This is a genomic window from Parasphingorhabdus sp. (assembly GCF_039968395.1).
Classification (GTDB): Bacteria; Pseudomonadota; Alphaproteobacteria; order Sphingomonadales; family Sphingomonadaceae; genus Parasphingorhabdus.
Genome location: NZ_JBDVPV010000005.1, coordinates 783,536 through 795,200, shown reverse-complemented (window position 1 = coordinate 795,200; position 11,665 = coordinate 783,536). Strand labels below are relative to the sequence as shown.

Sequence of the window (11,665 nt, the reverse complement as noted above, 5' to 3'; positions counted from 1 at the left end):
ACCTACGTACTGGATGATATGCCCAGGAGGACAAGTGAGCGCAAATGAATTGAGAGAAAATAACTATCGTCCGTGTTTCTCAGGGCATGAAACGTTCCCTCTACGTTACGGATGGTTGCAAAAGGCTTATAGAGCGGTTGGCTCCGCGGCCTCGGCAAAAGAAGCTATGCATATGTTTCGGGATCCGGATTCTATCGCCCGTTTCGGCGTGGGTAGAAATATGGTGAGCGCAATACGGTATTGGGCGACCGCAGCGGGCATTGTTGAAGATGTAAATGGGGGGCTCCAACCAACTTGGTTTGGCCACATGCTGTTTGGTGTAGGCGGCACAGATCTCTATCTCGAAGAAGATGCATCTTTATGGCTTCTTCATTGGCACTTAGCCGGAAGGGCGAAGCTGACTTCCGTCTACTGGCTCTTCAACGAATTTCGGGGAGGGAGCTTCGTCCGGCAGGATATTGTGTCTGCCTTGCTAAAGCTATCAGAGGAATCAGGGTGGAGCAGAGTTGCATCGACAACTGTCGATAGAGATCTGCAGTGTCTCCTCAGAACTTATATCGGAGGGCGTGGTTCAAGTGAAGCTGGAGAATCGATACTTGCCGAGCTTGGTCTAGTCAGACCCATGGACAAGCAGCGCTCACGCTTGTCGCGTGGACGTAAGTCAAATCTACCTGATGCTGTTTTTCTGTTTTGTTTCAATGAGTTCTGGGACAATTTTGCATCTGGACAAAACACCATGTCCTTTGAGAATGCCGCTTATGCTCCTGGATCCCCGGGCCGGGTATTTTTGTTAAGCGAAGATGATGTTGTCGAACGACTAGAGCGGCTTGAAGACCTCTCAAGCGGAGCGCTGATATGGTCTGAAACTGCCGGTTTGCGGCAAATTATTCGCAACAAAAGGCCGTCTGTAAGACAGCGCAGAGGCGACCTTCTTGAAGCTCTCTTGATTGATGGGCGGAGGACGGCGGCATGACTGACCCCATCACCATTATGCCAAGATTTCGACGTTCAGTTCGCATCGATTCCGATTTTGCATCGTTGACTGCGATAGATGGGTTCCATTGCCCCGCCTCATTCCAAGCCGCCGCAACATTTATGGCCAGCCATATGGCGGATACTGAGCAAGGTGCTTTCACATGGACCGGTCCCTATGGGGGAGGAAAATCAAGCCTTGCTCTTGCACTGGCATGTCTATTTGGTGCACCGAAGGCAGTCAGGGAGCAAGCTGCATCATTGTTTGGCGGGCCGGTTGTCGAGGCATTGAAAAGTGCTTTGCCTTATTTCCCCGCAAGGTGGGATGTTTTGCCGCTGGTTACAGAGCGGCGTTCGATATCGGCTCAGTTAGCGGCGCTGCTCGATCTGCCGGAAGATTCTTCATCTTCTGCTATTCTCGCCGATCTTTCGGATCGCACAAGTGATCGCGGATTGCTGCTTGTCATGGACGAACTTGGCCGGGGTTTGGAAGCAGCGGCGGACGGTGATGGCGATGCCCATCTTCTGCAGGACATCGCTGAGCTGGCGGCACGTAGCCAAGGGAAATTCATTTTCCTGGGTATTTTGCATCAATCGTTTGAGGAATATGCAGAACGACTAGGGCGCAAGGTTCGCGATTCATGGGCTAAAATTCAGGGCCGCTTCGTCGACATTTCGATTTCGGTCTCTCTTGAAGAGACAATCGAACTCATAGGTGAAGCGCTTGGTCACCAACGAGCCGTACGTAAAGCCATTCCTCTTTCTGAAGACTGCGTCTCCCAATTGCGCCCAGCGCGTAAGAAGACAGAAGCTAAACGCATGGCAGGTAAGCTGGCGCGCACCGCACCGCTGCACCCTCTGACGGCATGTCTGATAGGCCCTTTGTCTCGGAGGCGTTTTGGTCAAAACCAACGCAGTGTTTTTTCGTTTCTGAATTCGGCGGAACCATTTGGTCTTCAGGACGCACTAACCAAAGAGGCTATGGATGGATTCTATCCTCCGCACCTTCTTTGGAACTATCTGCAAGCTAATTTTGAATCCGCGATTCTCTCGTCTCCGGATGCGCGCCGATGGGCGATGGGGCATGATGTGCTCGAAAGATGCTCTGCTCGCGGCGCCAGTGACATTGAATTGTTGGTGTTGAAGACGATTGCAGTTCTCGAGCTTCTTAAAGACCGGTCTGGCTTAGCGGCGGATCTGAAAACAATCACCGTAGCTCTTCATGAGCTTGAGGTCTCGAAAATTGAAACCGCGCTGGAACGGCTCGAGCAACAGTCTGAAATTGTTTTCCGAAAACATGCCGGGATTTTTGTCCTCTATGCAGGTTCGGATTTTGATGTTGAAGCAAGGTTGGCGGAAGTTCTAAGCGAAACCCAAGTGATAGACCTTAGCTTAGTCCGCAAGTTGGCTGAACTTCAGCCAATGCTTGCGAAGCGCCACCATGAAGCCACGGGGGCGATGCGTTGGTTTGAAATGTCGATCGAACCAATCTGCGAACTAGAAGCTTTATCGCCTCCGAAACACACGCAAGATGTTATTGGCCGTATCGTTTTTGCATTACCGACCGAAGGGGAAGGGGCCGACGAAATACAGGCGGTGTATAAGCGCGCAGTCAAGGTGTGCACTTCCTTCCCCTTGATCATTGGTCACCATCCCGATGCCGGTTCCTTGCTTGAACTCGCGCGAGAACTCTCTGGCCTCAGTAGCCTTGAGGGAAGGTTCCCGGAATTACGAGCGGATCCAGTTGCTCGCCGCGAAATTGATGCCCGGGTGGCAGAAGTGCGTCAGAAGCTCGAGGATGGGTTAAATGGGCTCATTGGCGAATGCCTTTGGTTTGAGGCGGACAATACTCCGCAGCGGTTCACCAAGCGTATGCTAAATGAACGCCTCTCAGCGCTCGCCGATTCGCTATTCAGCGATGCTCCCCTGATTTCCAATGAGCTGCTTAACTGCTCGGAACCATCTTCAAATGCAGTTAGTGCTCGCACCAAGCTCATGAAGCGAATGGCAATGAGGGTTGGCGATCCAGGCTTGGGATTTGATGGCAAAAACTATCCGGCTGAGCGTGGACTATATATTTCCCTTTTGTATGAGGCGGGTGTCTACGTTGACGGTGAATTCAGGGCACCCGGCAAATCCGAAACACTTTATCCAATTTGGCGGGAAGCGGATAAAGCCTTGGCAGCCTCTGACAAAGGCATCGTTACTGCATCCGAGATCATTCGCATTTGGGGTGAAAGCCCTATTGGATTGAAAGCGGGTCTTGGCCCAATTTTTATTGCCGCTTACCTGCTTTCGCGCCGGGAACGGGTTGCAGTTTATGGGCAAGGCGTATTTCAGAGTAATTTCAATGAACTTTGTGTAGAGTTTTTGGCTCGCGACGCCCGCGAAATTGGGTTGCGACGTGTTGAAATGGAAGGTTTTATTGGAGACACGCTCGAAGTTTTGGGCGGCCTATTGGAAGTGAAAGGAGCAGTTGAACCTTTGGCTGTCGCCCGCAATATCATAGGCGAATTTGATTCACTGGTCCCTTGGACAGTGAAAACCCAGTCTTTGTCGCCGCAAACACTGCAAGTTCGTGAGATACTCAAACGCGCCAGTGACCCAAACAAATTGCTGTTTGATGACCTGCCGGGCCTCACAGAGCCGCTGCCCGATGGCAGTTTTGATCCCGATGCCACGGCTATCTTGCTCAGAGATGCTCTCGGAGAGATGCGGGCATCGTATCCCAAAGTGTTGGATGAACTTCAGAATCTTATGTTGCGTGAACTTGACGTAAGAAGCCAAAGTGAGGCGGCGTTTAAGGATCTGCGCAATCGAGCAGATAATATCCGCCAGATCGGCGGAGATTTGCGGCTTGAGGCGTTCGTAGGAAGGCTGACCCAATTTTACGGTACTCGAGAAGATATGGAAGGATTGGCCGGTGTGGCCGTGAACAAGCTGCCCCGTGATTGGAATGACGGTGATCGCGAGCGGGCGGCCGTTGGCGTTGTGGAACTCGCGACTACGTTTTTGAAGATGGAGTCTATGGCCCGAGTGAAAGGACGTAAGGATCGCCGTCACGCTTTGGCGGTGGTCTTAGGCAAAGAGGATATGCCACGGTCACTTTTCCAAGAATTTGAGGTTTCTGATGTCGATCAGCATGATGTTGAACATCTCGCCGCCACGCTTGGCCGCGCCCTTGATCAGGCTGATCAAAAAAAGCGCGAAATCATATTGGCAGCTTTAATTGAAGTAACATCACGATACTTGACGACCGGCGCACCGCAACGCGTAGGAGAAAAAGCATGAGCCAAACACGCCATGTTCTTGGGCTTTCAGGGGGCCGCGATAGTGCTGCTTTGGCTATCTTTATGCGGCAACGTCACCCGGACATTGATATTCAATATTTTTTTACGGACACCGGAAAGGAGTTGCCGGAAGTCTACAAGTACCTCACACAGTTAGAAGGGTATTTGGGGAAGCCGATCAGTCGACTGAATCCGGATCGAGATTTTGATTTTTGGTTGAAGAGTTACAAAAGCTATTTGCCATCAGCGCAATCAAGATGGTGTACACGTCAGCTAAAGCTTCGGCCATTCGAAACTTGGGTAAGGGATTTTCTTGAAGCAGGTGAAACAGTAATTTCCTATGTCGCCATCCGCAGCGACGAAGAATATCGCGAAGGCTACCAGTCGAACAAAGACAAGCTTTTAGTGAGGCTGCCATTCAAGGAAGCAAGCATTGATAAGGCCGGTGTTATTGAGATACTAGAAGGCTCTGGATTGGGGCTGCCTGACTATTATGATTGGCGAACGCGGAGCGGTTGCACCTTCTGCTTTTTCCAGCAGAAGATCGAATGGGTAAGACTCCAAGAACGGCACCCTGAGGCGTTTGAAGAGGCAAAGCAGTATGAGAAGACAGCACTTGAGCATGGTTCGCCCTTCACATGGAGCCATGGAGAGTCTCTTGTCGAACTTGAGCAGCCCGAACGCCAGGAGCAGATCAAAATTGAGCATGAGAAGCGTCTTCAACGGGCCCGCAAGCGGCTTCAGGCTAACCCATTGAGACCCGATGCTATGCTGGACCTGGATGATGTTTATGGCGGTGCTGCGAAAGCCTGTCTTACCTGCCATAAGTAATTGCGTGAAATATAAAGAAATTCGTTCTAAGGATTGTACATGTTTAAAGTGACCGCTCGTACAATATTGGAATTAGGGTCGGAATTAATCAGCTCCGATCCCATCGCTTTTTATGAACTTGTTAAGAATGGCATCGATGCGCGCACGCAAGATGGAGTTAAAATTAAGTTCGATATTGTCCTTGCGCGCCGCGATTATCAGGAAACGAAATCTCTTCTTCAGGGTGTTTTGGCAGACGAAGACGAAGAGCCAACTCTTGATGACATCAAAGATTTGCTAATTGGCAAATTAAATACGGAAGCTAACAAGCTATGGGAAGAGGCAGATGGCCTCATCGCCGATGCTGACGATTATGAAGAGCTTCTCGACGCGCTTGAAGATATTGACGCCCTAAATTCAATTACAATCTCGGACACCGGGTCTGGCATGTCTTTGGAACAGCTTAGCGATGTCTTTCTTGTCATTGGAACTGGATCAAGAAAAAAAGACATCGATTCTGCGATAGAACGCGGGGACAATGATACGCCTTATTTGGGCGAAAAGGGCATTGGCCGCCTCTCTGCGATGAGGCTAGGCGAGAAACTTTCGGTAAGGACCGCTACAGAAGACGAAAGTCATTACAACCGCATCGATATCGATTGGGCCGATTTTGACGATGCATCGAAAATGATTGAAGATATCAAGATTGAGCCTCGGAAAGGCAAAAAAAAATCCAAAGGGGATTACAGCGGAACAGATATCAGAATCCAAAAGCTGAACGCGGATTGGAGCGAGAAGCGTGTTGATCGCTTGGCAATCGATGATTTCTCGTTGCTCGCCAACCCACTCGCAAAAAAGTCAAAACAGCCCATTGCTGTTTTTTGGAATAAGAAGCGTGTGCATTTTCGGCGACTGGAAAAGAGTTTTCTGTCCCATGCAAATGCGCTGATACGGGGCAGCTACCGTGTAAAGGATGGAAATCCGGAACTGGAGCTGAGGATTGAACTGGTTAACCTCGGTTTTGATCATCCCAAAGAAATTAGCATAGAAACTGCGACTTCTGATGTCTTACATGGTGCTTTGGTTGGGCTTAAAGCGAAGCGTCGACGCATGAATAAGAGGGACTTAGATTATTCTGCGCTTAAACGGATTGGACCTTTTGATTTCGAACTGCATTGGTTCAATCGATCAATTTTGCGGAAGGGTAAGTCGACAGGAGAATATGACGCGCTCCGCAATTTGCTGGATCAATGGAAGGGCGTGCGGCTCTATCGTGATAACTTTCGGGTTTATCCTTATGGCTCAGAGGATAACGATTGGCTCGAGCTCGATAAGACTGCACTTCAATCGAAAGGTTATGCTCTCAATCGTCTACAGCTGGTTGGTCAAGTGGAAATAGGCCGACTGAAGAATCCTAAATTGGTTGATCAGACCAATCGAGAGGGTTTGCGACAAACGCCAGAAGAAGCGATTTTGAAGGAAACCGTTGAATTTGCCGTAGAACGTCTCCGAGATGAAATGAATCGTATCACGGCTGAACAGAAGGGTGCGAAAGAGATATTCGTATCCGATGAGACCCAAACGATAGCCCTTGAAAAAAGGATGAAATCGGCGATCCGTTCAATCGGCAAAGTGGTCCCGAAAGAGCACCGTGATGCAGTTGAAGAACTCGAGTTAATGCGTGAAGAGTTTGCGCGATACGCGTCTAGAGCGCGCGATCGCGTTGCAGATATGGAAAAAGACGCTGATCAGATGCTAGCAATGGCAGGTATCGGCCTCATGGTTGAGGTAGTAGCTCATGAACTCACACGTTCAGCAGAAGATGCTTTGGATGTTTTAAATAATCTCAAACGTAAAACGGTTCCTGAGGATGTTCGGCGTCGCCTTGAAAGTTTGCGAGCATCCATGACTAGCATCAGCAAGCGTCTTCGAATTTTGGATCCGCTTAGCGTAACCGGAAGGCAGCGCTCTGAACGCTTCGATTTAAATGAACTTGTGACTGATTTGGTGGATGCTCATGAAGCACAGTTCACTCGACATAAAGTAGCGGTGCAACTGCATTGTCCCGAACGCCCGGTCAAAATCTTGGCGGTTAAAGGTATGGTTGTACAAGTTCTGGAAAATCTGATTTCCAACTCACTTTATTGGATGGCGATCGAGAAAGATCGCAAAATGATTTTTGCGCCCGAACTGACCATACTGGTAGAAAGTGATCCTCCAAGGATACGGTTTTCAGACAATGGGCCCGGTATCCCTAAGCAATACAAGGATCGCATTTTCGACCTGTTTTTCTCACTCAAAGATAAAAACCGTCGGCGTGGACTCGGCCTGTTCATTGCTAAAGAAGCAGCTGAGCACAAAGGCGGTTCTTTGACGTTGGATACGGATGTAACGAACGACGAAAGAAGGTTCACAACTTTTGACTACCTGGTTGTGGGTGACGATTCTTGAGCGATCAGGTTTCAGTACTCGAGTCGGGTATCAGCTCTGCCATTGTCGTCGATGATGGCTATGATGAAGTGCCTCAAGTGGCCGAGCTTCTCGGCGAAGACGCGTGGGATAGTCTGTTCGATGATGCGCAAGGAGCAGCCGGGGATAGAATTGTTGCCCTGTTTCCCGACTTCGACTCCGATGATCGAGAAATATTGAAGTCTACACAGGCATTTGTCGATGCTTTGTGGAACGGACGTGAACAGATTCGTGATCTGCTTAGTGGGTTGTTTGATGTGTATGAGCAAAAGGCTCAAGACAATCGACCATTTTTGGATGCTGCTGAAGCTGCCCTCACGACATTGGGTGTGCCATTCCAGACCTGTGGCCGCGATTTTGTTGCAGCCGCTGTCGATGCAGAACTAATCATCATCGACCTGTTCCTTGGTATTCAGCAGGGTGCCGAGGATAGAGAACTCACTGTTGATCGACTTAGGGAAGCGATCGCGCGAAGGGGAGATCGCCCTCTTCCTTCGATTGTGCTGATGTCGCAGGTTCCGACCATAGAGCAGCTTGCGAAAGACTTCCGTAAAGATGTGAAGCTCCATGCCTCTGCTTTCCGTCACTTGCGAAAGCCAGATCTTTCAAAGCCAGGAAGAATGGAAGGATTGATTCTTACCCTTGCATCGCAACGGTCGGATAGCCAGGCGCTGGCAACCTTTGTAGATACTTGGGAAACGAAAGCTGTTGAAGCCGTTCGCGAGGCTTCCGGGTTTTTAAGGAAAATAGATATTGATGACCTGCAGCACATTCGTAGCATGTTGCTGCGGTTCGAGGGGGTTAATACATCGAGTTATGTGCTCGACGTCTTTGATCGCGTGTTGCAGCACGAGATAGAAGCCCATAGTGAAGTGTTGGAAGCCGCCATCCGGCTCGACGAAATGGCCGAGGATCCAGCGCCTTTGATGATTTCGAATGATCGCGACACCTACGCCGTGATCGAGCGAACTCTTTTCGTCAACCCAAACCGTCGATCACATGCGACTGGTGCTGTGTGGCCGATTACATTCGGTGATATTCTCGGTTCGCGGCCAGGTGCAGCAATCAAACCGCGCGGCTTCTTGACGGGTCGAACCGATCTAGTCTTTTTCGTCGCGTCTCCAGAATGCGATCTCATTAGGAAAGATGGACTGACAACAGCATTGCTCGTGGTGGGCACATTGAAACAGATCGACATGACCAAGCCGGGACTCGCGGTAACGGCCAAGACAACGCCAGTGATAAAACTAGATGGTGACGAACGATTTCAGGTCGATTGGGACTTTGGCAATCTGCGGACCATCAATCTCGCGCAAGCGAAGCGACTGCTTGAAGTCGATAGCGGCGATCTAGCTGTAATTGGAAGGCTCCGGGAAGGCTCTGCGCTTGCGCTACGGCAACAATTGCTTAGCAACGTTGGGCGGGTGGGAGAGCTTGCTCCACTGCCTCGGTCTTTGAAATTTCAAGCTGATCTTCACGTTCCACTCGTCGATGGCGAAACAGAACAAATTGTTATGCCTGCTGGTGTAGCTGTTACAGGGAATGTGCTAATTCCAAGAAGCGGTAGCTTCGCTACATTGGTCATAGACTCCAACTGCGAAGCTGAACTGACCGCATTGCTACTTGACCTGGATCTGACGACCATAGCGCCAAAGAGCAGACCTATGTTTCAGCGACTGAAGGAGCAAAACAGATCGCGGCAGCTATTCAGATCTGGGTTACAAGGGATTGACTTGCCGCTAAATGTAAGCCGCGCTGCCGGTTTGCTCAAGCCCGGAGAAGAGCAGCCCGACACAGACGGTCGAAAGCCGAAGACTGATAAGATCGGTACAATAGTGGAGAGTGAAGAGTTTGCGGAGGCTCTGGGTAACAAGCTGCGGGAGGCCGGTCTCATATTCAAACTCCAAATCGAAGATAGCAGTTAGGGAATAATAGCAGAAAATTGTTCTGGAACCGGTTCGTAGCTTGCTCGAAAGCGAAGGCCGCCCAATGCTAATTGCAAACGATCTCCCAAATTCTCAAGCGGTTTGTGATTTTTGAGAATGCTAAACAGGTAAACTCGTTTCATTTTGATAGGCGATGGGGGGAAAGCCTTCCCCTGAGCCGGAGCCGCTGCGCTGTCTCCGTCTACCCCTTCTGCGGGGACACCCCGCAACGCCCCGGATAATGAGCGGGGTTTTTTAAGGACGCACTCTTTCCCGCTGCGCTCCTTGAGGGTGCGGCTTTTTGTTCTGACCCGCTGGCACTCTTGCCTCTCTCCTTGCTCGGTGGGCGCTGGCGTACTTTGCGCGCGCACACCACCGGGCGGCGTCGCGCCGTGCAAGGGTGCCGTCTTTGTTGGGCCGCTGCGCGGCGGATTATCGCGATGATGAGCGATTTATACGGACGGCGCGGGTGCGCCGGCGTTGTTTTCCGGCACCAGAGAGACGGTGTGGACGGCGCTCCCGGCTAGGCCCGCCGCGCTCAAGCGCAACCCTGCGGGGCAGGGTCTTCCACTTCGTTTCAGTCTTACAGATGCGCCTGACCGCTTGATGCGGGCCTTTCTGGTCGCTCTTGCCGCCCACCCCGCCTCTCCGGGGCCGGGTGCGGCAGTTTTGGGGTGATGGAGGCGGTTATGTTGCATGAAAATTCTACAGTAAGTGATAGCGGCAAGGGCAGGACAGCAAGGGCAAAGCGCGCTTCGCGCACGGCGCGTAAATCGCGTCGGAGCGGCAGGGCCGCGCCGAAGGTGTCGCTTTATGACGAGATAACGGCGAAGATTGTCGCCCAGCTTGAGGAAGGCGTGTTTCCTTGGGTGCAACCTTGGAATGCTGGCAACGCCGTAACTGGCTTGCCGTGCAATGCGATTTCGGGGCGGCATTATTCTGGCATCAATATACTCATTCTTTGGGGAGCCGTGATAGACGGCGGCTATCCCTCGCAGGATTGGCTGACATTCCGGCAAGCCTTGGCCGCTGGCGGATGCGTCCGCAAAGGCGAGAAGGGCCGGACGGTTTTTTACGCTAACCGCTTTACGCCCGATGATGATGGGCAGGAGCAAGGGGAGGGCGACAAGCCGCGTTCCATTCCCTTCCTCAAACGCTTTACCGTGTTCAATGCGGCGCAGTGCGATGGCTTGCCGGAGAAGCTGACCGCCGAACCCGCGCCCTTGCCCGAACGCGAGTTGCACGAGCAGGCCGAGGGTTTGATTGCAGCGACAGGGGCGGATTTTCGGACAGGCGGAACCAAGGCTTTTTACAATGTCGGCGCGGATTATGTGCAGGTTCCCCCGCAACCCGCTTTCACTCACCAGATCGACTATTACCGCACGGCCCTGCATGAACTTGGCCACTGGACGGGCCACAAGTCCCGTCTTGGCCGCGATCAGTCGGGCAGTTTCGGGACCGCGCATTATGCGCGGGAGGAACTTTGCGCCGAACTGGCCTCGGCTTTTCTCTGCGCAGCGCTCGGTATCGTGCCCACCGTCCGCCATGCCGATTATCTTGGTTCTTGGCTTGCCGTCTTGCGGCAGGATAATCGCGCCATTTTCAAAGCGGCCAGTCAGGCCAGCAAGGCTGCGGATTATCTGTTGGCGTTTACCGATCAGGTGCCGCTGCGCTCGGAGTGCGTGGCATGAGCAGGGCAGCGCCAGATAATAGCATCCCGCAGCTTGATGCCGAGGTCACGGCTATTGGCGTTCAGACCTTGGTGTCGGGTGTTGCGCCCATCACGCCAGCGCAAAGGCTGGCGATTCGCGCCAACGCTCCGATGGAACCCAAAAAGGCCCAGCGCCCGGCCGATCACGGCTTGTTTGACACCAATAGCCGCAACCAGATCGAGATGTTCTGAAATGGCTTTTTTGCGAACTTTGCCCCCTTCCGACGTCTTGCCCGCCCCTCCGGTCAAGGCGCGGCAGACCCTCGCGCAGCAATCCCGCTGCGCGGGAACACCGGCCCTGCTTCCACCGCCACCCCCGTATGCAAAGGGAGCAGGGCCAATCACCTAACCAAGTGACGATGAAGGAGAATTGAAATGCAGTTCCGCAAGGAGTGCCCGTTCGAGTCGGGCCAGGGGCACCAACTTCTCGTTAACTGTTACTTTTGTGACTTTGTTGCAACGCTTTTTGACGAAAGTTACAATAGTGT

The 11,665-nt window shown here is 51.8% G+C and carries 7 protein-coding genes; all 7 read left to right on the top strand.

The window, feature by feature from the left end; translation table 11 throughout:
* Positions 1-34 precede the first annotated feature (34 nt).
* Positions 35-973, top strand: coding sequence for a DUF4007 family protein (locus tag ABJI30_RS14545; RefSeq protein ID WP_348017405.1), 939 nt, complete (start codon positions 35-37; stop codon positions 971-973).
* Positions 970-4,263, top strand: coding sequence for a hypothetical protein (locus ABJI30_RS14540; protein ID WP_348017404.1), 3,294 nt, complete (start codon positions 970-972; stop codon positions 4,261-4,263). Before ABJI30_RS14545 ends, ABJI30_RS14540 begins: the two co-directional genes overlap by 4 nt.
* Positions 4,260-5,093 carry a phosphoadenosine phosphosulfate reductase family protein gene (locus tag ABJI30_RS14535; protein WP_348017403.1) on the top strand — a complete coding sequence of 278 codons (834 nt, stop codon included), beginning with the start codon at positions 4,260-4,262 and terminating at the stop codon, positions 5,091-5,093. Before ABJI30_RS14540 ends, ABJI30_RS14535 begins: the two co-directional genes overlap by 4 nt.
* Positions 5,094-5,132: 39 nt before the next feature.
* Entirely contained in the window at positions 5,133-7,523 is a 2,391-nt protein-coding gene (locus ABJI30_RS14530) for a sensor histidine kinase (protein WP_348017402.1), read from the top strand.
* The gene (locus tag ABJI30_RS14525; RefSeq protein ID WP_348017401.1) at positions 7,520-9,466 is read left to right on the top strand and encodes a hypothetical protein; all 1,947 of its coding nucleotides are present in this window, start codon (positions 7,520-7,522) and stop codon (positions 9,464-9,466) included. Before ABJI30_RS14530 ends, ABJI30_RS14525 begins: the two co-directional genes overlap by 4 nt.
* Before the next feature lie 689 nt (positions 9,467-10,155).
* Entirely contained in the window at positions 10,156-11,157 is a 1,002-nt protein-coding gene (locus ABJI30_RS14520) for a zincin-like metallopeptidase domain-containing protein (RefSeq protein ID WP_348017400.1), read from the top strand.
* Positions 11,154-11,369, top strand: a complete 216-nt coding sequence (locus ABJI30_RS14515; RefSeq protein WP_348017399.1) for a hypothetical protein — start codon at positions 11,154-11,156, stop codon at positions 11,367-11,369. Before ABJI30_RS14520 ends, ABJI30_RS14515 begins: the two co-directional genes overlap by 4 nt.
* Positions 11,370-11,665: the final 296 nt, after the last annotated feature.